Raw genomic sequence first — 20,909 nt, 5'->3', positions numbered from 1 at the left:
ACTTGAGTCAGCCAATGTTTGAAATACCTATTTTTGGTATTGGAATCGCAGGAAATTTTGCAGGGCATCTGCAACAAACAGGTGAAGAAAAGGGTTTACAGGGAAGCGTTGATACGCAGAGTCCACAGGCGTTGTTCCCTTTTTATGTTCCGGGTGCCAATGAATCCTATCTGAACCTCAATCCATACTCATTCGATGTTCTTATGCTACCTAGCGATCCTACCGCAAAAGTGCAAATGGAGCCCGAAATTGCGCTAATTACCAAGGTCAAATATTTAGGAACCTCTGTGCTTGGTTTTGAACCAGAAGGGATGACCTTGTTTAATGATGCAACTTACCGTAACGCTGTCGCTGATAAGCTGGCTCAGAAGAAGAACTGGGGGGCTGCGTCTAAAGGGATAGCAAGTAAAGTTATTCCTCTTTCAGACTTCAGCAAAAATGCCGACTTAGATAAGTACCGTTTTTGCAGTTTTCTTGGCAGAGACAACCAATGGAATCTCTGTTGCAATGACGTTTCATTGGGCGATTACAGCTACAGTTATGAACAGTTAATAGCGTGGCTAGTCAGCCAGAGCAATGCACAGAAACACGAAGGTGCTTTGCATTCTATTCAGGAATTATTAGGTCAGGCGGGTTATCCCGAACGTATTTTGATCTCACTTGGCTCTTCTCGCTACACACTATTCGGTGAAAGTCATCAACTGAGTTCTAAAGACAAAGTGTGCGCTGTACTGTATGACTCTACACGTATTGATCTTGATGAGATTCAGTCGTTTGTTGAGCGTGGGGAAGCGCAACAGTTGAAACGCAATCACGTTGTTTTATTGCAAGAGTGTCAATGAAACAGGCACTTGTTACATATGAATATGTAGAACGGCTTATCGGATGCAGGTAAGCCGTTTTTCGGTTCGGCGCATTGATTATACCCAACGACTTTATTACTCACCTATAGAATGCATTTCTGAACCTCTCTAATAAGCCATTGAACGCTGTCTTGGCTATCGTAAAGCTGATGGGTAAAAATACTCAGCGATAATTCGGGTATGTTTGGGGGTAACTCCACAATTCTAACTGGTAGCATTTTGCATAGTTCAGTCGCTATTCTAAGGGGAACGCACATTAAATTACTGGTATTTGATGTAACCAACCCACCTACAGCATAACTTTGCACAATCATCGAAATTTGACGTGCCTGATGTTGCTCCAGCAACCATCGTTCAATGGGATCGGCTCCGGAGTTGATCAAAGGTAAGTGTATCTGTGGAGTCTGAAGAAAAGTTTTAAAATTCAGCTTGTTGGGTAGTGGGTTGTTATTTGCAACAATCCCAACGTACGGGTCAGTGAGCCAGTGATACCGATGGTAATATCGAGGCATAGATTGCAAATGATCAACACCCAAGGTTAAGTCTATATGCCCTTGTTCAACACGTTCCATCTGCATGTTTTCAGAAAGGATTTCAATTGCGATTCTGACGTTTGGTGCGTTCTTTTCCAGTGCCTTTCCTAGACGCGGTAAAGCATAAAACTCAAAGTAATCAATTGCGCCAATGTAAAACGTTTTTGCATCCACGCTCGGGTTAAAAGGTTTGGTTTTAGCAAATGCCATATCGATGGAAGATAGCCCTTTTTGAATGTCTGGCAACAGCATTTGAACCAAAGGTGTGGGCTCCATCCCTTTGCGAGTTTTAATAAAAAGCGGGTTATCAAAACGGTCTCTCAGCTTTGAAAGCACATGGCTTGCAGCAGATTGACTCATAAACATTTTCTGGGCAGCTTTTGATAAGTTTCTTTCTTTTTCCAGTACGACGAGCAATCGCAACTGGTTGATATCCATATCCATAAGTTATCGAAATCTCTCATATAAAAATAAAAATTTTGCATTTCAATAATAACCTAACAAGGGTTAAAAATATCTACAAGTTTTGACTATCAATTAAGGGAATAAAATGAGAAAAGTCACTGTTGCCGCGACTCAGATGCCATGTTCGTGGAATATTGATGATAATGTCGCAAGAGCTGAACAGCTTGTACGTGAAGCTGCTGCACAAGGTGCACAAATCATTCTTTTACAGGAGCTATTCGAAACGCCGTATTTTTGTATTGAAATTAGCGAGGGTTACCACAAGTTGGCTTCAACTCTGGAAGAAAATGACACTTTTAAAAGACTTACTGCCCTCGCTAAAGAACTGCAAGTTGTTCTGCCTTTCAGCTGGTTTGAGAGAGCAGGGAACGTCAAGTTCAATTCTGTTGCAGTGATTGATGCAGACGGTTCTTTATTGGGGGTTTACCGCAAAACACATATTCCAGATAGTGACGGTTACCTAGAAAAATATTATTTCAGCCCTGGTGATACTGGCTTCAAAGTTTGGAATACACGTTATGGTCGTATTGGTGTGGGTATCTGTTGGGATCAATGGTTCCCAGAAACAGCAAGAAGTATGGCTCTTCAAGGCGCGGAACTTCTGTTTTTTCCAACGGCTATTGGTAGCGAACCAAGTCAGCCGCAACTCGATTCTCAACCAGCATGGCAAAATGCAATGCAAGGTCATGCTGCTTCTAATGTTATGCCAGTCATTGCTTCCAACCGCATTGGTCGTGAACAGGCACAAACTCGTGATTTAGAAATCAACTTCTTTGGCTCATCATTCATTGCTGATTACAACGGTGAAATTTTGGCAAAAGCCGACCGCGAAACTCAAGGTATTCTCGTTCACGAGTTCGACCTAGACGAAATTGCATTCCAACGAAGTGCATGGGGGCTGTTCAGAGACAGACGCCCAGAGCAATACAAGCACCTTCTAACACTTGATGGACAACTATAGGACTGGTGTCATGGAAGACAAAAAAATGGGCGTAACGCCTTTAGCACTATTTAGCCTATGTGCAGTGTTAGTAGTGGATACTCTAACAGCATCTGCATCTATTGGGGTTAGCTCGCTAGGATGGTGGGCGTTAATTTTGGTGGTATTTGTACTGCCATACGGTTTAATTACTTCTGAACTCAGCTCTGCCTATCCGGGTGAAGGTGGGATATACGATTGGGTTAAACGAGCATTCGGCTCCAGTTGGGCGATTCGTACCACTTGGTTCTATTGGATTAACGTTGGATTGTGGATGCCCGCAGTATATATCTTGTTCGCTGGTACGTTTGCCGAACTGTTTGTTCCAGAACTTTCATTGTTTGCTCAAGTCGCAATGTGTATTGCTCTAACTTGGTTAACGGTATGGGTGTGCAATATCTCTGTAGATATTGGTGTTTGGGTAACAAACTTCTGTGCTGTATTGAAAGTGATCATCATTTCAGTGTTAGGTATCGGTGGTTTCATCTATGCCGCAAATCATGGTTTGGCGAATGAATTCAGTTTTGAAGCAGTTTTGCCTTCTTTTGACTCAGGAGTCGCCTTTCTTCCTGCTTTGGTTTTCAACCTTATGGGCTTTGAATTGGTTGCCACAATGACCAAAGAGATGAAAGATGTTAAACAGATGCCGAAAGTGGTCTTCCTAGCAATAACGGTAACTGCTTTACTTTATGTGATTGGTACTTTGGGCATTCTAATGGCACTACCAGTCGAAGAAGTCGGATTGGTAACTGGAATTATCGATACGTTAAGAGTCTTGTTCGGTGACGGTGCATTCGGTCATTTTATGACTATGGCATTAGGCGTCGTCACTTTGATTACTTTCATCGGTAATATGGTGAGTTGGACGATGGGATCAAGTCGTGCTGCTGCCGAATCCGCAAGAGAGGGAGAGCTTCCAGAAGTTCTAGGTAAAACTTCTAGCCGTTATAAAACACCTGTAGGGGCTAATGTGTGTACGGGTATGGTTTCCAGCGCTGTCATTGTAATTTATGCGTTCTTTGCTAATAGTAACGATGAACTGTTCTGGTCTATCTTCGCTTTCTCTAGCTGTGTGTTCTTAATGCCGTACCTATTCATGTTCCCAGCTTACCTAAAACTTCGACTATCAGATTCTGCTTGTCCACGTCCCTTTAAAGCTCCAGGTGGCATAATGGTACAGGCAGTTATGACTTTGATTTGCTTGCTCATTATTCTTCAGGCAGTGGTTCTTTTCATCTTTCCTGATGTGATAGCTGGTACGATAGATTGGCAGTACACAGGGCCAGTATTGGTGGGTGTTATTGCAACAATTATGATTGGTGAGTTGCTTCTAAAGCGTGCTTATTCTCAAACTAAATCCTCAAGTGTGAGAGGTATAGCATGAGCAAAATTATTGAGGGCTTTCCTAAAGATTTTGGTTTTCGTATGCCCGGTGAACATGAACCACAAAGTGAAGTCTGGATGGCTTGGCCAATTCGCGGTGACAACTGGCGGTTTAGTGGAAAACTGGCGCAGCAAGCATTTGTAGAAGTTGCTCACGCGATCTCTCAAACGACTCAGGTGGTGATGCTGGTTGCACGTGAGCAATATGCAAACGCCCGTTCTCAGTTATCGGATCACATAAAAGTTGTGGAGATGTCCTACAACGATTGCTGGATGCGAGACATTGGGGCAACGTACTTAGTGAATGACAATGGGCAGCGTATGTGTGTAGATTGGCATTTTAATGCCTGGGGGGGATTGAACGATGGTTTGTATTTCCCGTGGGATTTGGATGACGTTGTTGCGGACAAAATGGCAAACATCACTGGCGATAACCTATTTAAAGCGCCACTTGTATTGGAAGGTGGCTCAATCCATAGTGACGGTGACGGTACTATCTACACCACAGAAGAGTGCTTGCTTCACCCAAGTCGAAATCCACATCTATCGAAGCTTGAGATTGAAGAATTATTGCTAGCATATCTTGGTGCAGAGAAAGTGATTTGGTTGCCTAACGGACTATACAACGATGAAACCAACGGCCATATCGATAATATATTGCACGTGGTGAACCCTGGAGAAGTTGCCCTAACTTGGTGTGAGGATGTAAGTGATCCTCAATATGTGATTAGCCGGAATGCTTATGATGTGTTGAGCACTCAACTTGATGCAAAAGGGCGGTCAATCAAGGTTCACAAATTGCCAATGCCAGGTCCTCTTTATATTGAAGAGCATGAAGCCTTTGGCATCGATCAAAGTGAAGGTATGGTGCGAGAAACTGGAGAACGCCTTGCCGCATCTTATGCAAACTTCCTCATCACAAATGGTCGAATCGTTTTTCCTTTGCTGGATGCCAATAATGATGCACTTGCCAAAGGTGTGTTGGAGGAAGCATTTCCCGGATATGAAGTGATTGGTGTGAACGCCAGAGAAATACTTCTAGGTGGCGGAAATATTCACTGTATTACGCAGCAAGTTCCAAGTCTTAGCTAACTCCAAATCGTAAGATTAAACAACAATACGCACCAACGTGACAAAGCTAGTGTCGCTTTGGTGCGTATTTATTAGCTGATTTAAACCAAAACAACTTGATGAAATCCGTTGAAGTCACATGAATCAACAACATTGTCTTCAGGCGACTATCTATGTTGAACATCTTTACTGCGAGTTTATTTAAATGGTATCGCTGAAACTATTTTTAGAAAACGCGTTGGCGTTTTTGTTGAGATACATAGCGTGGTCAGCCTTGGTAATCAAAGTATCAATATCGATGTTTTTATCGTTATAAATCGCGTAACCAATACTCAAGCTAGGTTTGATTTCTATGTTGTTATGGTAAAACGATTCACTTTCTATTTTGTCTTTAATCGATTGTGACACCTTGTTTACCTTCTCTGGGAGGTACATGTTATTCAAAATAACGAGAAATTCATCTCCACCAATTCTTGCAACTGTGTCTGTATTGCGAACATGTTCTTTCAACTTCATACCGACGAATTGCAAAAATCTATCTCCGACATCATGTCCAAAATTATCATTCACTAACTTGAAGTCGTTTACGTCGATGCTTAGGAGGGTGAAAAATTGTCCGTTGTCACCTCGATTAGACATTTTCTTCAGCAACTTATTGATATAACGCCGGTTTGGAAGATGAGTTAATTCGTCCTGCATTGCGGCTTTATGAATGGTTTTGTAGTTTCGATACACTAAGAAAAACAGCGCATAAATCAGCAATATTGTAAATATCTCGATCGAGATGATAGCTTGTTCGATGAATGTTAGATGTGGACTATCACTAAGATTATATTTGGCCACTAATTGCCAGCGCCCATAAGGCAAGTTGATGAAGTGCTGAATATCTGGTTTATCAAAGGTTTCCATCTCACCATAGAGCAACTTCGGTACACCAGTTACGTTTCTAATTGCAATGTCCGCGTCGATAACGTCGTAAATGCCACTATTTTCCATTAATTTTTCGTAATCGATAACGACACTGACTGTGCCCCAGTAGGCTTTGTTGTATGGGAAATCTGAAAATATTGGATAGCGAGCGATCAGGCCTTTTCCGCCTTGTACCAGATTGACCGGACCATCGATATATAGGTGTTGATTTTGCTTAGCCAATTGAATGGCTTTGTATTGCTCTGGAATACGTGACAGATCAACCCCTAAGGCTGATTCGTTCCCCTTAAGGGGATAAATGTAGGTAATCACATTGTTCGGTGAAGCCGTCACATTCCGTACATGTTGGGATTTACTCAAAAGCTGGCTTGCGATCAAATTCCATTTTTTAAACGAGGCGCTCGGATCAATGGTGATTAAGGTTGCCAAGCTATCGGCAAGAAAAGTATCCATAAAAATGGCAGCTTCAAAGTTGGAGCGAACAAGAGAGATATTGTTCGCAACAACCGTTTCCACTTTTCTCGATTCTTGACCGACGTAATGATTTTTTATTGCTATTGAAATTGGCGTAGCAATTGCAAAAAAAGCAACGGAAATTAGAGCAAAAATTAAATCTGTTTTCTTGTTATATGACACGTAATTAAGCATCCAGATTATTGAGCAGTTGTTTAACTTATCTTTTAGGCATTAGCTATCGAAACGAGAACTACCAAATAACAAAAGTATCTTTACTGCCACGTATATATTTATAGTTCTATTTATATAAATGTATCAATTACTGACCAAAAATATTTTGCTGTGATTGAAATATACAGTTTGAGTTAATATTTGTGAAGTAACTCGTAAACACTTTGTAGCCTTAATCATTCCTACCGCAAACAGCTGGATTGCATATTGAGTAGGTGATGTTACCGGTTCGGGCTCTTTATATGAGTTTCTAAGGATTGGAGGAGGAAGAGGTGTTCACTGAAAATCTGTGTTTCCATCACTTTGTTCAGTAATAGTTCAATACATTAGTGAGCTTTCCAACTGTCTTTGTATCTTCTCGTAGACTTTTTTTATTAAGCGTGGTGATATCTATTGGTAGAATCATAAGAAATTTCGATGTGGTTAACGTTACTAGATAAGGAAATCAAACGTTAAATGATCTCTTGCCAATATTCATCGTTCAGTCGTTTTATCATTGTCACTCTTTTGTGGACTCTGTCTTCTGTTTTGGTTTGGGCGAAAGCTCAACCTACAACATCTAATTCATTGTCTGACTACTATGTAGATACATGGACTTCGACAGAGGGACTACCTCATAACAGTATTAATGCGATTGCTCAAACTCAGGATGGCTATCTTTGGTTTGCCACATGGGAGGGGGTTGCGAGATATAACGGTTTGGAGTTCAAGCTTTTTGACCGTAGCCCTATTACACATATGTTGGACTCGGGCACTCGTGCTTTGGTTTCCGATAATAACAATGCGCTGTGGGTTGGTGGTGCACGAGGGAGCTTGAGTTTAAGAGTTGGGTTTAATTGGCTAGCACAAAACGCAGCTCCGAGTATGGTTAATCATGTATTGCTCGATGATGCAGGCAATCAATGGTTAGCGATAGAAGGTCAGGGTGTCGTTCGCAGACAAAAAAAGGCAGACCATTCCTATGGAGAGAGTGTCTGGGTTTTAGAAAATATCAGTGCTTACAGACTGATCAAAAACAGTGCGAATGAGATATTTGCTGCTACTAAGAAAGGCTTGTACCTGCTTTCTGAGCATTCCTCTACGAGAATTGAAACTACCCAGTTTGATAAAGTTTATTACCTTTCGTTGGCTCATAACGGGGATCTTCTTCTAGGAACAAACCGTGGTGCTTGGCGCTATGAGGGAAAAGAATTGTCTCTGATTGATCCGAGAATTGATAAGACGGTTGTCACGGTTGTCGAGCAGGATTCTGCTGGAAACATCTGGTTGGGTACCATCAATAAAGGCTTAGCTCGTTTATCGGATAATACTCTTGAGTTTTTGGATACCAGCAAAGGCTTACCAAATAATCGCGTGCTTTCTTGGTACCAAGACATTGAAGGAAGTATTTGGGTCGGTACAAATGGTGGATTGATTCGACTTCGTAACGCACCTTTTATGACCATTAGTCAAGATAGAGGCCTGGTGGGTAATTATGTTCGTGCTTTGTTACCTATCTCGGAAGAAACGCTGTTAGTGGGTTCAAGCACTGGTCTTAGTATCCTCAAACAAAATAGTGCAGAGCCAGCCGTAAAAGACGATGTTTCTTTGTCGGTGTTGAGTATGGCACACGCTTCAGACGGTAAAACTTGGGTTGGTACTTATCAACAAGGTTTGATGAAATGGAGTAATGGAGCCATTGAGCCCGTTTTAAGTGAGAAAGAGGGGCTGCCAACCAACGAAGTTCGTGCGATTTTAGAAGATACTCAACACAATTTATGGATAGGAACCCCATTTGGTTTAGTTAAGAGACAGCCAGATGGAACGATGCAACATTTTACTCAGCAGAATGGCCTAAGTGACGATTATGTCATGGCTTTAGCAGAAGATGAGTTAGGTCATATTTGGGTTGGAACAGGTGTTGGTGTTGGGTATTGGGACAAAGGTAAATTTGTTAACTTAGAACTAGAGCAGCTTGAACAGGCTCAATATGCGTTCGGCTTCTACATCGAACCTGATTACGTGTGGATTGCCACAGATAGGGGGATAATCCGCTATCGATTGTCTGACCAATCTAGTGCGCTTGTCGGACGTCCCCAAGGTTTGGCAATCGATAAGTTTTTCCAGATTCAAAAAGATAACGATGGCTACTTCTGGCTTTCGAGTAATCGGGGGATCTGGAAGATCAATGTTGCCAAAGCTCATGAAGTCGCCGACGGTAATGAATCAAGCATTGTGTTTGAGCACTTTGATGAAACCGACGGCATGGCGAGTAGCCAAGCAAATGGCGGGTCGAATCCTGCTTCAGCAAAACTCAGCAGTGGCGCGATATATTTTGCAACTGCGAAGGGTGTCGCTTCAATCCATCCGAATAAATTACATACGTTGAGTAGTAACCCATTACCTCTGGTGTTGCAGTCGGTTCGTTTTGATTCGGATTATATTAATCCAGAATCGACGCCTGTCGTTCCAGCCGGAACGAGCAGAGTGTCAATTAACTATGTTGGATTGGGGTATGTGATGTCTGAGCGAATACAGTATCGAACTAAGTTGGATGGTTTTGATAATGAGTGGTCAGAACGCAGAAATTCCCGTACCGCCGAGTTTACGAATTTGCATCCAGGTCACTATAAGTTTCTTGTCAGTGCTCGTTATCCTTATGGCAATTGGACGCAAGCTAAAGTGCTTTATGAATTTGATGTAGAACCTTTGTTCTGGCAGAGAAAAGAAGTCATCGCATTTTTCATTCTTTCAATGTTTGTCTTGATCGGTTCCGGTGTTTTATGGCGCATTCAGAGTTTGAAGAGTAGTGAGAAGCGCCTGAAGCAGCAGGTCGCCTTGCAAACGTATGAACTTCGCTCTCAGGCAACCATGTTTGAAAAGCTCTCTCATGAAGATGAGTTAACGGGCTTAGCTAACCGAAGAGCATTTGACTCAAAACTTAAAGAATTGTTTGATGCTGCGAGAGATAGTGGCGAAGTATTGCAACTTGCAGTGCTTGATATCGACCACTTTAAACGTATTAATGACAAGTACTCACATTTAGTTGGTGACCACGCCATTGTAGAAGTGGTCAGTGTTCTAAAACGTCATATAGACTCAAATACACTGTTGGCCAGATGGGGTGGAGAAGAGTTTACCCTTTTATTTGTCAGTGATACTCGTCAATCAGACGACTATCTAGAGTGTCTACGGTCAGAAATAGAAGCGCACAGTTTTGACAATGTGGCATCTCAGTTGAGAATTACAGTCAGTATTGGCGTTTCAAGCAGCGAATATCTTTCAGGTTATGAAGACCTTTTGAAACTTGCGGATCATGCTTTGCTTAAAGCGAAACGCAATGGCCGAAATAGAGTTGAGAGAATAAGTGTTTAAAGAAATAAAAAACGGTCGCAATTAGCGACCGTTTTATATGCTGTCTTATTTGTTTCCGTTATCAGAAAACCTTACATGCAAATCCTTTAAGATAAAAACCTTCTGGGTATGCCGTGTCTGTAGGGTGATCTGCAGCTTGTTCGAAACGTTCTACGAACTTTACATCTCTTCCTGCATCGAGTGCCGCATCAGCGATGATTTTTTGGAACAGAGCTTGATCCATTAAACCTGAGCATGAATAAGTTAACAGCGTACCGCCCGGTTTTAAAATTTGCATCGCTAGCATGTTGATGTCTTTGTAGCCGCGACATGCACCGTTCAGTTGAGCTTTTGACTCCGCAAACTTTGGTGGGTCCATGATAACCACATCAAACAAAGTACCTTGGTCGCGATATTCACGAAGCAATTTGAATACATCGGCGTTGAGGAATACAGCACGCTTTTTCGAAATATCAAACTCATTCAGTTCTGCGTTGAATTTAGCCGTATCAAGTGCTGGTTGAGACACATCGGCATTGATGACGCGTTTCGCTCCACCTTTTAGTGCGTATAAGCCAAATCCACCGGTGTAAGAGAAGCAGTTAAGAACTTCTTTATCTTTCACATATTTCATTGACTGCAAACGGCTGTCACGTTGGTCAAGATAGAAACCTGTCTTATGACCGTTAACGATATCAACATTAATTTTGATACCATTTTCTTCGATCACTACAGACTTAGGTGGTAATTCACCATGAAGAACACCAACACGTTCTTCTAACCCTTCTTTCTTACGTACAGCTACGTCAGAACGCTCGTATATATGGCAATCAGGGAAACAGGTGTTCAGGGCTTTCACTAACGTCTCTTTCTGGTATTCGGCACCTGCACTCAAAAGCTGACACACGAGGTAGTTATCGTATTTGTCGATAGTAATACCCGGCAGACCATCAGACTCTGCGGCAATCAAACGATAGCCCGTTAAGCCGTCACGCTCGATGAAATCGTCACGCAATATTTGCGCTTGTTGAATTCGTTTTACAAAAAATGCGCTATCAATGTCTTGTTTCTCGAAGCTCCAAACACGAGCACGAATTTGCGAATGCGGAGAGTAGGCGGCTTTTGCTAACCACTGACCGTCGTTTGAGTAAACATCAACAGTTTCACCTAAACTTGGCTCACCTTCGATGCGTTGAATACCACGAGAGAAAACCCATGGGTGTTTACGACGTAATGATTTATCGCGGCCTTTGACCAAATAGATTGCAGAAGTCATTGCTCTACTCTGAAGAATGATAGAAAAGGTCGAGTATTGTCGTGGAACTGAGCTTGAAAAGCAACTCGACTTGATGATGTTCGTTATCGAGAAAGCTAAGCCTAATTCCAAATGAACTTGGTTTCGAAAATAAGATCAATATCCAATAGTGAGTGCTAGTTAAAACAATGAGCTAACTATTGACTATTCTTAAAGGAAGTCGATAAATAGGGAAGATTTCGAATGGCGACAAAGTGCGACAAATTTATTGTTTCCGGTGTGGTTCAGGGGGTTGGGTTTCGTTATCACACTTCTCATCAGGGATTAAAACTTGGGTTAACGGGTTATGCTAAAAATTTGAACAATGGCGATGTTGAAGTCATAGCTTGTGGTCCCGTCGAACACGTTGATGAGTTCTACGAATGGTTAAAAGAAGGGCCTAGAACGGCTTCAGTAGACAAAATAGTGCGTACGACCTGCACTATTGAGAAGAGTTACCGAGGATTTGAAATTCTGTAGGCTCAGCCTAACTATTATATTCAGCAACACCTACAGAAAGAGTGACTTAATGAAAGACTAAAGACACTTAGCTGGTTTTGGCAAACCTGCTATTTTGGTAGCTTGTTTTGCGGGACCTTTAGGGAACAGTTTAAATAGATATTTACTGTTGCCTTTCTCCGGGCCGTGTTCTTTTTCCATCGCTTTTACCAGCATTCGTATCGCTGGAGAAGTATTGAACTCCTCGTAGAATTTGCGAACAAAAAGTACCACTTCAATGTGGGCTTCAGTGAGCTTGATACCTTCTTGCTCAGCCAAAATGTCCATCATGCCTTCAACCCATTCCGTTGAATTGAGCAGATAGCCTTGAGCGTCAGTTTCGATGGTGTTTCCGTTGTATTCAAACATAGTGTCTAACAGTGAGTTGTTTAACCAATTGCGCATAGGGTAGCGAAGGGAGTGATTTTGCTCAAGTAGAAAAAAGCCCGAGAAATCTCGGGCTTTTATATTCAATCAGTTTGAAGACATATTAGTCGTCGTTCATGACGCCTAGGATGCTAAGCAAGCTGATGAACAAGTTGTAGATTGACACATACAGCGTGATAGTCGCTGAAATGTAATTTGTTTCACCACCGCGAACAATTTGCTGAGTAGTCAGCAAGATAGCGCCAGTTGAGAACAGAACAAACAGACCGCTCATCGCCATGTGTAGCATTGGCATTTGTAGGAAGATGTTTGCAACCATACCTATCAGTAGCACAACAAAACCAGCCAGCAACATACCATTTAGGAATGATAGGTCACGTTTAGTGGTTAGTGCATATGCTGATGCACCCATGAATGCTAAAGCTGTACCGCCTAATGCAGTTAGAACAACATCGCCCATACCAGCGCCAATATACATATTAAGAATTGGGCCGATAGTGTAACCAAGGAAACCTGTAAATAGGAATGTAAATACAAGGCCCATGCTGTTGTTACGGTTCTTTTCGGTTAAGAAAAGCAGGCCGTAGAAGCCAACCAGCATGATAATGATACCTGGGCGAGGTAGGTTCATTGCCATAGAAACACCAGCAACTACAGCAGACCATAGAAGCGTCATAGAAAGCAGCGCGTAAGTGTTTCTTAGCACTTTGTTAGTTTGTAGAGCACTATCATAAGACGACGTGCGTGAATACATTGGAGTGTTCATACTTTTACTCTTCCTCATTGAAAGGTGTTTCTTGTTTATATAGACATTAATGAGGCTAATAGTTCCATTTTTCAAGCCTCTGCCTTGTACTGACATTAAAAATAATAAACAAAAACGGTTTAAATAAGCGTGACAAGTTGTAACACAATATTTCCGTTCATCTAAGTTTATATCTGGCCTAATACTAACACTAAACCATACACATTTTTGTAAGTTATTGTGGAAATAAACCATTAGTTACAAAAGAAAAAGAGGCGATGATATCGCCTCTTTAAAATATGTATGATTCACACGGTTTGCCTGTGAGGCATTAGTGGTGAAGAATTTGCGACAAGAAGTTTTGAGTGCGGTCAGACTGTGGATTTTCGAAGAAATCTTTCGGATTGTTTTCTTCAATGATTTCACCAGCGTCCATAAATATCACTCGGTCGGCGACTTCTTTTGCGAAGCCCATTTCGTGGGTAACACAAAGCATAGTCATACCTTCACCAGCAAGTTCAACCATAACGTCTAGTACTTCACGAACCATTTCTGGGTCAAGTGCTGATGTCGGTTCATCGAACAACATAACTTGTGGGTTCATACATAGAGAACGAGCAATAGCTACACGTTGTTGTTGACCACCAGAAAGCTGACCTGGGTATTTGTCTGCTTGGTCTGGAATCTTAACGCGCTTCAAATACTTCATTGCAATTGCTTCAGCTTCGTCTTTAGGCATTTTCTTTACCCAAATTGGAGCAAGCGTACAGTTCTCTAAAACCGTTAAGTGTGGGAAGAGGTTAAAGTGTTGGAAACACATGCCGACTTCACGGCGTACCGCTTCGATGTTTTTTAAGTCTTCAGTCAGCTCTGTACCTGCAACTAGAATTTGACCTTTTTGGTGTTCTTCTAAGTGGTTGATACAACGAATCATGGTTGATTTGCCAGAGCCTGAAGGACCACAAATAACGATTTTTTCGCCTTTTTTAACATCCAGGTTGATGTTTTTTAGTACGTGAAACTCACCGTACCATTTGTTCATGTCCTTAATTTGAATCATGAAATCTTCTGCAGTTTGTTGCGTCATAATACGTTCCCTGAATTATTGTTTATCGTTTGTGACCGGTATGGAGTTTGCCTTCTAGCCAAATCGAGTATCTCGACATGCTAAAGCAGAACACCCAGAACACTAACGCGACAAAGACATAACTTTCTGTAGCAAAACCTAACCACTCAGGGTCGGTATTTGCTGATTGACCGATACCCAGTACGTCAAACATACCGATGATGAGTACTAGACTGGTATCTTTAAACAGACCAATAAAGGTGTTTACGATTGAAGGAATGGTGATTTTTAGTGCTTGAGGCAGAATGATTAAGCCTACTTTTTTCCAATAAGAAAGACCTAATGCATCAGCTGCTTCATACTGGCCTTTAGGGATAGCTTGCAGACCACCACGAATAACCTCAGCCATATAAGCAGAAGCGAACATAACCACACCTATTAGGGCACGAATCAGCTTATCAGTCTCTGATCCCTCTGAGAGAAATAGAGGAAGCATTACTGATGCCATGAATAGTACGGTAATCAGTGGAACACCACGCCATACTTCAATGTAGACAGTACATAGGCTACGGATGATTGGCATATTGGAACGACGCCCCAAAGCCAGAACCACACCGATTGGCAGAGATACAACGATACCGACTAGTGCAATGATAAGTGTTACTAACAAGCCACCCCATTTGTGCGTCTCAACCACTTCTAGACCGAACACTCCACCGTACAGCAGTGCTGCCATCAAGAATGGGTAGATATTGACCATAAACAACCAAATCCAAGTGCGCTTTGGTGTTTTATCGTAAGCCACTAAGGCTACTAAGATCGCTAACGTTGCAAAGAACAGGCGAGGGCGCCATAGCTCAGCTTCCGGGTAGAAACCGAACATATATTGTTGCCAGCGAACACTGATAAATACCCAACACGCACCGTCACTGGTACATGCGTCACGAGTTGTACCAACCCAATCTGCATTAATAATTGCCCAATTGACAATATTCCATAGGCCCATAAACGCAAAGTACGCGAGAATAATTGTGACGATGCTATTTAATGGACTACTAAATAAGTTCTTTTTAAACCACCCAACAATACCTGTTGTATTTTCTGGTGGCGGAAGACTTGGTTGAAATTCATGTTTAGTCATATTATCTCTCCACCAAAGCGACTTTACGGTTATACAAGTTCATCAATGCAGACGTAAGCAGACTTAGAGTTAGGTAAACACCCATTGTCATTGCAATGATTTCAATCGCCTGACCGGTTTGGTTCAATGTTGTACCTGCGAACACTGAAACCAAATCTGGATAACCAATAGCCATCGCAAGAGATGAGTTTTTGGTCAAATTTAGGTATTGGCTTGTTAGCGGTGGAATGATGATGCGTAATGCTTGCGGAATTACCACGAGTTTCAAGGTCTTAGATCGCGGTAAGCCTAGGGACATTGCTGCCTCGGTTTGACCGTGACTCACAGCATTGATACCCGAACGTACAATTTCAGCAATGAACGAAGCTGTGTAAATACTCAGCGCCAAAAGCAATGCCGCGAGTTCTGGAATTATGCTTACACCACCTCTGAAGTTGAAGCCTTTTAGTACTGGATATTCCGCTGAAATAGGGGAGCCCATAATAAAGAACACAACAACAGGAAGACCAATACACAAACCGAGCGTAATGCGACCCATAGGTGTTTGTTGGCCTGTTAAATGTTGCTTGTTTCTAGCCCAAATGCCGATAGCAATCGTTGCTATTACGCCAACAATGAATGAACCAATCACAACGCCACTTCCTGCTTCAAAAATAGGAGCAGGCATATAAAGACCACGTACGTTTAGGAAAATAGCTTCACCTAAACTGAGGCTTTGGCGAGCTGATGGCAACGCCTGTAGGACAGCAACATACCAAAACAGAATTTGCAGTAGTAGAGGAACGTTACGGAAGGTTTCTATATAAACTGCTGCTAAACGGCTAACTAGCCAGTTTGACGACAGACGGGCAATACCTAATGCAAAACCAATAACAGTAGCGAAAATAATACCCAGAAAAGAAACAAGAGCTGTGTTAAGTAAACCCACAATAAACGTACGTCCGTACGAAAATGTTTCGTTGTACTCAATTAGGCTCAACCCAATCCCAAAGCCAGCTGGTTGATTCAAAAAATCAAAACCAGTTGCAATTCCGCGCGCCTCAAGGTTAGTTAATGCGTTGTTTATTATCGTATAAAAGAAGAAAGCGAGCGCTGCGAGAGCAACGAACTGAAAAACGATAGAGCGGAAAGTTGGATTGTAGAGAAGATTTGCGCTCTTAGCCGGAGCTGACTCTGACTTTTGCGCTGAATTTGTCGTAGGTTTCATACAGCGATAACCTCATTATCCATTTAGACAAAGGGCGGCTTAAACCGCCCTATATATACCAGTATCTATTAACGGATAGGTGGAGCGTACATAAAGCCACCCGCATTCCATAGTGCGTTAACACCACGAGAAATTTGCAATGGAGAGCCTTTACCTACTGTACGTTCGAAGCTTTCACCGTAGTTACCAACTTGTTTGACGATTTGGTAGCCCCAGTCGTCACGAATACCTAGACCAGAACCTTTAGGACCATCAACACCTAGGATACGCTTAACGTTTGGATTATCTGATTTAAGCATTTCATCCGCGTTTTTCGAAGTAATGCCGTACTCCTCAGCGTTAATCATTGCATTTAGAGTCCACTTCGCAATGTTGAACCACTGGTCGTCATCTTGACGTACCACTGGTCCTAATGGCTCTTTAGAAATGATTTCAGGAAGAACTTGTGCTGCTGATGGTTCAGCTAAGTTCAAACGAAGCGCATACAGACCAGATTGGTCAGTAGTTAACGCATCACAACGGCCTGAGTCGAAACCTTTAGATGTTTGAGCTGCTGTATCAAATACGACTGGCTTGTAGCTCATACCATTTGCACGGAAGTAGTCCGCTAGGTTTAGCTCTGTAGTGGTACCTGATTGAACACAAATTGACGCGCCGTCTAGCTCTTTAGCGCTAGTAAGACCAAGTTCTTTCTTAACCATGAAGCCTTGACCATCATAATAGTTCACACCGGCAAAGTTTAAGCCTAGCGCTGTATCACGTTGTAGAGTCCATGTTGTGTTACGAGAAAGAACGTCAATTTCACCAGATTGTAGTGCAGTAAAACGCTCTTTAGCAGTTAATGGTACGTATTTTACTTTTGTTTTGTCGCCAAGAACTGCAGCAGCAACTGCTTGACAGTATTCTACGTCAATGCCTTCCCATTCGCCCTTTGAGTTAGGGTTAGAAAAGCCAGGTAGACCTGTACTTACACCACAAGATAAAACGCCAGCAGCCATAACTTTGTCTAAAGTGCTTTCTGCTGCTGAAGCCGAAGTGGCTGCAAAGGCAGAAGATGCCGCTACAACTGTGGCTAAAAGTGTGAGTTTATTCGCCATTTGTATCCTTCCTGTATGATCCATGTTTGACCAGGTGACACCTGATACAAGCTTTATATATGTTGTGTTTTATTGTTAGTTTCCTGATTAGTCTGCACTTTTAAGGTGCTTACCCATCAGTCATTTAAAAGCGTAGATATAAATTCTGGATTTCTCAAATACATAATTTAAATAGACTTTCGAGGGAAATCACATACCTAAGCTTGGTTTAGAATGGCGAAATGTTGTGGCAATGTAAATAGTGCAACTAGGCTCACCATTGGTGCAACAGGATGTCTTCGGGATAATTGACTAAATGTTTAACACATTAACATGCTGTTAACGAACGAAACTTATATAATCATCTGACTTTGGTTGAAAATTTAGTCATTAATTATTTGATGAGTATTAGCTAGTGATTTTATTGCACCTTTTTTGTTAGCATTGCCGAATAGTTATTTACATTGTGATGAAATTTAAATGCAATATTTTCCTCTGTTCCTAGATCTCTCAAATAAAGCCGTTTTAGTCGTTGGTGGAGGCGAGGTTGCATGTCGTAAAATTGACGCGCTATTACGTGCTGGTGCCCGAGTGACTATTGTTTCTCCTCAGATCGCTCAGTACCTGTATTCGCTTGTAGAACAGGGGAAATGCGAGTGGATACAGAACTTCTACTCGCCGAGTGTTTTAAGTAATCGCTTTGTACAAGTATGGGCTACAACCGATAACCCAGATTTGAACCATCAAGTGCATAAAGATGCAAAGAACATTGGTGTTTTAGTCAATGTGGTGGATGATTTACCTTACTGTGATTTCATCACCCCTTCGATGATTGATAGAGGCCGAATTCAGATAGCTATTTCCAGCGGAGGCGCGTCACCTGTGCTTGTGCGCAATATTCGTGAAACTTTGGAGTCGGTATTGCCACAAAATTTAGGTCTACTTGCAGAGTTTGGTGCATCTAAACGAACTTCCATTAAAGAACGTCTGCCAACAGTTGATCTACGTCGCAAGTTTTGGGAAATGTTTTTTGCTATCAGAGAAGTTAAAGAAGCCGTTTCGCGTGAACAGTTGGAGAAGCTTTATCTCACAGCTCTAGAAAAAAATATCGAAAACATTGGTGACGTCACATGGATCGAATATGGTTCCGACGTTGAACTTCTGCCAATGAAAGCCATGCGATATATGCAACAAGCTGAGCTGATTCTGTTTGAAAAAGACTGTTCTTATGACGTCATTGATCTTTGTCGCAGAGATGCAGAAAGGGAAGAATTTACAAGCCCTGCACAATTGGGAGAGCGTTTAAAACAGGCAAAAAAGGAGAAACAACGGATTTGTATCTTAGTCTCTCAGCTAACCCAAGAGTTTTCTTTGTTACACAGCCAACAAAGAGTGATTAAGCCCGGTAGCGAAAAGAAATAATAGGGCTTAGGCATGAAAGTTTTTAATTCAATGCGTTATTAATAGAAGAGGGCTGAATCTATACGATTGAATTCAGCCCTTTTTGATCTTGTGCCTGATTGTTACAACAGAACAAACTTCTCGATAGCCAAAGCTACGCCATCTTCATCGTTGCTGAGTGTAATGTAATCTGCAATGCGTTTGGTTTCTTCCATCGCATTCGCCATCGCTATACCCATTCCTGCGTACTCTATCATATGGTGATCATTCTCAGCATCGCCCATACACATCACTTGACTCGCTGGTACACCAAGATGATCTGCAATAGCTTTAACGCCGACACCTTTATTACTTTGTGTGTTCAAAAATTCAAGAAAGTGTGGGGCACTTTGCACCACAGTAAATTGTTGATGCAAATGCGCTGGAATTTTTTTGATCGCCTCTGAAAGCAAGCTTGGCTCCGCCACGATCATGGTTTTGATAATAGGATGGTCGTCTTCGAGTTCTGAAAAATCCATCTCAGTGATCTTTAAGCCGTCGTTGATTTTTGATTCAAGTTCTGTGAACTCACTGATGCGTGGTGTGATAAGTCCGTGAACTTGACTGAATGCATGCGTGTTTACACCTAACTCTATTGCTAGTTCGGCAATCGCTTTCGCGGCTTTTCCATCAATAATTTGTTTATAGATAACTTCACCAGTCGCTACGTTTTGAACCATAGAACCGTTGTAGTGAAGGACATAATCTTCATCTGAGGTTAATTCCAGCTCTTCAAGTTTACTACGCATACCATCAATTGGGCGACCTGAAGCAAGAACCACTCGTACACCTTGCTCTTTTGCTAGAGCGATAGCTTGTTTTGTACGTGGCGTAATTTGTTTTTGGCTATTAAGAAGAGTGCCATCCATATCAAGGGCGATGATTTTGTACATGTGATACCTAGAATGCTTAAATTAATTCGGAAAAGAATATCTATTATTTATGACAGTTTGCTCGTTTGTGATGCAAAGAGCAAAACAAATTGCATGATTAGTTTGAGCTGGAATACCGACTATTTATTTAGCTCAGTGATGATATTTGTGATTCTGGCGAGGTTTTAAATTGACCTGAAGCAGACCTTCTATTAAGGTCTGCGGCTGCGATTTTTCGGAAATTTGAATTAGGCAAAATACTTTGTACAAAGTTAACGAAATGTTTGAAACGATACAGGGCGAGGGCGTATTTACAGGCGTTCCTGCCGTTTTCGTTCGTTTACAAGAATGCCCAGTAGGTTGTGCTTGGTGTGATACCAAGCAGACGTGGGAAGCCAGTGAACAAGACCAACAGAATTTCGCCCAGATTATTGTAAAAGCTGGCGATTCTCCAAACTGGTGCTCCGCTTCAGCAGAACAAATTATTGCGATGTATCAGTCGCAAGGTTATACAGCGAAACACATTGTTATTACTGGCGGTGAGCCTTGTATCTATGATTTAGTTCCGCTAACTCAGGCGTTTGAAGCGTTTGGCTGCCAGTGTCAGATTGAGACAAGCGGAACGTTTGAAGTAAAAGCGACTCAAGATACATGGGTGACAGTGTCACCAAAGGTGGCAATGAAAGGTAAGCTACCGGTTATTGAGTCGGCATTGTTACGGGCGAATGAGATTAAACATCCCGTTGCGACAGACAAAGATATTGAGAATTTGGATCAGTTGCTCCAATCTGCCAATGTTCCCGATTCAACCGTGATTGCTCTGCAGCCCATTAGTCAGAAGCCGAGAGCAACACAATTGTGTATCGATACTTGTGTGGCGCGTAATTGGCGTCTGTCTATTCAAACTCATAAGTATCTCAGTATTGCCTAAAGGATTTA

18 protein-coding genes are annotated in these 20,909 nt (G+C 42.0%); 8 read left to right on the top strand and 10 right to left on the bottom strand.

What is annotated here, in order from left to right; translation table 11 throughout:
- Positions 1-14: 14 nt before the first annotated feature.
- Positions 15-842: a DUF5718 family protein gene (locus HUO09_RS09730; protein WP_223159382.1), complete on the top strand. Its 828-nt coding sequence runs from the start codon at positions 15-17 to the stop codon at positions 840-842.
- Positions 843-946: 104 nt separating this feature from the next.
- On the opposite strand, the gene HUO09_RS09725 is transcribed toward HUO09_RS09730, so the two are convergent.
- Positions 947-1,840, bottom strand: coding sequence for a LysR family transcriptional regulator (locus tag HUO09_RS09725; protein ID WP_167413586.1), 894 nt, complete (start codon positions 1,838-1,840; stop codon positions 947-949).
- 106 nt (positions 1,841-1,946) lie between these two features.
- On the opposite strand from HUO09_RS09725, the gene aguB reads away from it, so the two are divergent.
- From aguB to aguA, 3 genes are read left to right on the top strand one after another with little or no spacing between them, the layout of a single operon-like run.
- A complete protein-coding gene (gene aguB, locus HUO09_RS09720; protein WP_188233845.1) occupies positions 1,947-2,822 on the top strand; it encodes an N-carbamoylputrescine amidase in 876 nt (291 codons plus the stop codon).
- Between the two features lie 10 nt (positions 2,823-2,832).
- Positions 2,833-4,224 carry an APC family permease gene (locus HUO09_RS09715; RefSeq protein ID WP_188233844.1) on the top strand — a complete coding sequence of 464 codons (1,392 nt, stop codon included), beginning with the start codon at positions 2,833-2,835 and terminating at the stop codon, positions 4,222-4,224.
- On the top strand, positions 4,221-5,315 hold the full coding sequence (gene aguA, locus HUO09_RS09710) for an agmatine deiminase (protein WP_188233843.1): 1,095 nt from the start codon (positions 4,221-4,223) through the stop codon (positions 5,313-5,315). The genes HUO09_RS09715 and aguA overlap by 4 nt, the downstream gene beginning before the upstream one ends.
- 180 nt (positions 5,316-5,495) lie before the next feature.
- On the opposite strand, the gene HUO09_RS09705 is transcribed toward aguA, so the two are convergent.
- Positions 5,496-6,860 (bottom strand): sensor domain-containing diguanylate cyclase, encoded by a 1,365-nt coding sequence (locus HUO09_RS09705; protein ID WP_188233842.1) that lies wholly within the window; start codon positions 6,858-6,860, stop codon positions 5,496-5,498.
- A 507-nt stretch (positions 6,861-7,367) separates the two neighbouring features.
- Between HUO09_RS09705 and HUO09_RS09700 the strand changes: the two genes are divergently transcribed.
- Complete coding sequence (locus HUO09_RS09700) at positions 7,368-10,265, top strand: diguanylate cyclase (RefSeq protein WP_188233841.1); 2,898 nt, start codon at positions 7,368-7,370, stop codon at positions 10,263-10,265.
- A 61-nt stretch (positions 10,266-10,326) separates the two neighbouring features.
- Here HUO09_RS09700 and HUO09_RS09695 read toward each other — a convergent pair whose 3' ends face one another.
- Positions 10,327-11,520, bottom strand: a complete 1,194-nt coding sequence (locus HUO09_RS09695; RefSeq protein WP_188233840.1) for a class I SAM-dependent methyltransferase — start codon at positions 11,518-11,520, stop codon at positions 10,327-10,329.
- A gap of 222 nt (positions 11,521-11,742) precedes the next feature.
- Between HUO09_RS09695 and yccX the strand changes: the two genes are divergently transcribed.
- Complete coding sequence (gene yccX / locus HUO09_RS09690; protein WP_167413450.1) at positions 11,743-12,018, top strand: acylphosphatase; 276 nt, start codon at positions 11,743-11,745, stop codon at positions 12,016-12,018.
- A gap of 57 nt (positions 12,019-12,075) precedes the next feature.
- Here yccX and HUO09_RS09685 read toward each other — a convergent pair whose 3' ends face one another.
- The 6 genes from HUO09_RS09685 to HUO09_RS09660 all read right to left on the bottom strand — a co-directional run bounded on the left by HUO09_RS09685 (position 12,076) and on the right by HUO09_RS09660 (position 17,679).
- The gene (locus tag HUO09_RS09685) at positions 12,076-12,405 is read right to left on the bottom strand and encodes a TusE/DsrC/DsvC family sulfur relay protein (RefSeq protein ID WP_167413453.1); all 330 of its coding nucleotides are present in this window, start codon (positions 12,403-12,405) and stop codon (positions 12,076-12,078) included.
- Between the two features lie 121 nt (positions 12,406-12,526).
- Entirely contained in the window at positions 12,527-13,189 is a 663-nt protein-coding gene (locus HUO09_RS09680; protein WP_167413449.1) for a Bax inhibitor-1/YccA family protein, read from the bottom strand.
- A gap of 310 nt (positions 13,190-13,499) precedes the next feature.
- Positions 13,500-14,255: an amino acid ABC transporter ATP-binding protein gene (locus HUO09_RS09675; RefSeq protein ID WP_167413448.1), complete on the bottom strand. Its 756-nt coding sequence runs from the start codon at positions 14,253-14,255 to the stop codon at positions 13,500-13,502.
- 22 nt (positions 14,256-14,277) lie between these two features.
- Positions 14,278-15,375 (bottom strand): amino acid ABC transporter permease, encoded by a 1,098-nt coding sequence (locus tag HUO09_RS09670; RefSeq protein WP_167413447.1) that lies wholly within the window; start codon positions 15,373-15,375, stop codon positions 14,278-14,280.
- 1 nt (position 15,376) lies between these two features.
- Positions 15,377-16,582: an amino acid ABC transporter permease gene (locus HUO09_RS09665; protein WP_188233839.1), complete on the bottom strand. Its 1,206-nt coding sequence runs from the start codon at positions 16,580-16,582 to the stop codon at positions 15,377-15,379.
- A gap of 68 nt (positions 16,583-16,650) precedes the next feature.
- Positions 16,651-17,679 carry an amino acid ABC transporter substrate-binding protein gene (locus HUO09_RS09660; protein WP_167413445.1) on the bottom strand — a complete coding sequence of 343 codons (1,029 nt, stop codon included), beginning with the start codon at positions 17,677-17,679 and terminating at the stop codon, positions 16,651-16,653.
- Positions 17,680-18,138: 459 nt separating this feature from the next.
- Here HUO09_RS09660 and HUO09_RS09655 point away from each other — a divergent pair, with 459 nt between their 5' ends.
- Complete coding sequence (locus HUO09_RS09655; RefSeq protein WP_188233838.1) at positions 18,139-19,080, top strand: bifunctional precorrin-2 dehydrogenase/sirohydrochlorin ferrochelatase; 942 nt, start codon at positions 18,139-18,141, stop codon at positions 19,078-19,080.
- 101 nt (positions 19,081-19,181) lie between these two features.
- Here the strand turns inward: HUO09_RS09655 and yidA are convergent, their stop codons facing one another.
- Positions 19,182-19,991, bottom strand: coding sequence for a sugar-phosphatase (yidA, locus tag HUO09_RS09650; protein WP_188233837.1), 810 nt, complete (start codon positions 19,989-19,991; stop codon positions 19,182-19,184).
- Between the two features lie 259 nt (positions 19,992-20,250).
- On the opposite strand from yidA, the gene queE reads away from it, so the two are divergent.
- Complete coding sequence (gene queE / locus HUO09_RS09645; RefSeq protein WP_188233836.1) at positions 20,251-20,901, top strand: 7-carboxy-7-deazaguanine synthase QueE; 651 nt, start codon at positions 20,251-20,253, stop codon at positions 20,899-20,901.
- Positions 20,902-20,909 lie beyond the last annotated feature (8 nt).

Source organism: Vibrio sp. Y2-5, assembly GCF_014596725.1.
Classification (GTDB): domain Bacteria; phylum Pseudomonadota; class Gammaproteobacteria; order Enterobacterales; family Vibrionaceae; genus Vibrio.
The sequence above is the reverse complement of the archived record's forward strand: the minus strand, read 5'-3'. Positions and strand labels throughout refer to the sequence as shown.

What these genes read in the sequence shown, in the direction of transcription:
- HUO09_RS09695 (WP_188233840.1), bottom strand. Translation starts at nt 11,520, where the DNA reads ATGACTTCTGCAATCTATTTGGTCAAAGGCCGCGATAAATCATTACGT.
- HUO09_RS09665 (WP_188233839.1), bottom strand. Translation starts at nt 16,582, where the DNA reads ATGAAACCTACGACAAATTCAGCGCAAAAGTCAGAGTCAGCTCCGGCT.
- HUO09_RS09700 (WP_188233841.1), top strand. Translation starts at nt 7,368, where the DNA reads ATGATCTCTTGCCAATATTCATCGTTCAGTCGTTTTATCATTGTCACT.
- aguB (WP_188233845.1), top strand. Translation starts at nt 1,947, where the DNA reads ATGAGAAAAGTCACTGTTGCCGCGACTCAGATGCCATGTTCGTGGAAT.
- HUO09_RS09725 (WP_167413586.1), bottom strand. Translation starts at nt 1,840, where the DNA reads ATGGATATGGATATCAACCAGTTGCGATTGCTCGTCGTACTGGAAAAA.
- aguA (WP_188233843.1), top strand. Translation starts at nt 4,221, where the DNA reads ATGAGCAAAATTATTGAGGGCTTTCCTAAAGATTTTGGTTTTCGTATG.
- HUO09_RS09655 (WP_188233838.1), top strand. Translation starts at nt 18,139, where the DNA reads ATGCAATATTTTCCTCTGTTCCTAGATCTCTCAAATAAAGCCGTTTTA.
- HUO09_RS09715 (WP_188233844.1), top strand. Translation starts at nt 2,833, where the DNA reads ATGGAAGACAAAAAAATGGGCGTAACGCCTTTAGCACTATTTAGCCTA.
- HUO09_RS09730 (WP_223159382.1), top strand. Translation starts at nt 15, where the DNA reads ATGTTTGAAATACCTATTTTTGGTATTGGAATCGCAGGAAATTTTGCA.
- HUO09_RS09680 (WP_167413449.1), bottom strand. Translation starts at nt 13,189, where the DNA reads ATGAACACTCCAATGTATTCACGCACGTCGTCTTATGATAGTGCTCTA.
- queE (WP_188233836.1), top strand. Translation starts at nt 20,251, where the DNA reads ATGTTTGAAACGATACAGGGCGAGGGCGTATTTACAGGCGTTCCTGCC.
- yidA (WP_188233837.1), bottom strand. Translation starts at nt 19,991, where the DNA reads ATGTACAAAATCATCGCCCTTGATATGGATGGCACTCTTCTTAATAGC.
- HUO09_RS09675 (WP_167413448.1), bottom strand. Translation starts at nt 14,255, where the DNA reads ATGACGCAACAAACTGCAGAAGATTTCATGATTCAAATTAAGGACATG.
- yccX (WP_167413450.1), top strand. Translation starts at nt 11,743, where the DNA reads ATGGCGACAAAGTGCGACAAATTTATTGTTTCCGGTGTGGTTCAGGGG.
- HUO09_RS09670 (WP_167413447.1), bottom strand. Translation starts at nt 15,375, where the DNA reads ATGACTAAACATGAATTTCAACCAAGTCTTCCGCCACCAGAAAATACA.
- HUO09_RS09660 (WP_167413445.1), bottom strand. Translation starts at nt 17,679, where the DNA reads ATGGCGAATAAACTCACACTTTTAGCCACAGTTGTAGCGGCATCTTCT.
- HUO09_RS09685 (WP_167413453.1), bottom strand. Translation starts at nt 12,405, where the DNA reads ATGTTTGAATACAACGGAAACACCATCGAAACTGACGCTCAAGGCTAT.